This is a genomic window from Psychrobacter sp. 1Y4 (genome assembly GCF_051847555.1).
Window position 1 is genome coordinate 1 of the sequence record NZ_JBPYDE010000704.1, and the last position, 645, is coordinate 645.

A 645-nucleotide genomic window follows, 5' to 3' on the forward strand; every position below is an offset into this window, starting at 1 on the left:
GTGATAAGCAGCAGGTAATGTTTGATTACCATATTTAACCGTGCTTAGATCAACACCAAAGCTATAAATGATATAGCTACCAGCATCAGGAATAGCAGCAGTCGTAAGCAATACCGTCTTACCTTGCACGGTGCCGCGACCATTGCCATCATCATCAACTAAGTTGCCGCGCCCATCGTCATGTACTAGATAGTTACTACCTTGGACTGTGTATGTAATTTTCAGGCTATTTGGTATCGGCTCAGCGCCAAGCTCGCGCACATAGTTATAACCTGCATTGTCATCGACAACTTGATAGTCAGTCTGCGCCACGCGAGTAAACTCCGATGCAGGTTTATAACTGCCTGTCACTGTCGTTTGTCCAAGATTAAGCACGCTGTACCAAGTAATTTGACCAGTGCCGTATTTAATAGATGCGTAAGCTACACTGCTGCTATCTACTAATTGACCATCTCTATCAATTAGTGATCGTCCACCGACAAATAAGCTCAACGTACCGACAGCGATACCGCTTGGCAGGCTAAAGGCTGTGCTTGGCGTCACGTTGACCGACTGATTGATGCTGATAACGCCATCACCACGCGCTTGAGTCGCTACTTGGTTAGCTGGATCACGCTGCAAAATAGGCGTTTCAACCTGTGTGCT

At 46.5% G+C, this 645-nt stretch carries 1 protein-coding gene; it reads right to left on the reverse strand.

Annotation, left to right across the window (positions count from 1 at the left end):
- On the reverse strand, positions 1 to 645 hold a 645-nt coding region (locus ACS8FC_RS18435; protein ID WP_439297857.1), incomplete at both ends, for a hypothetical protein.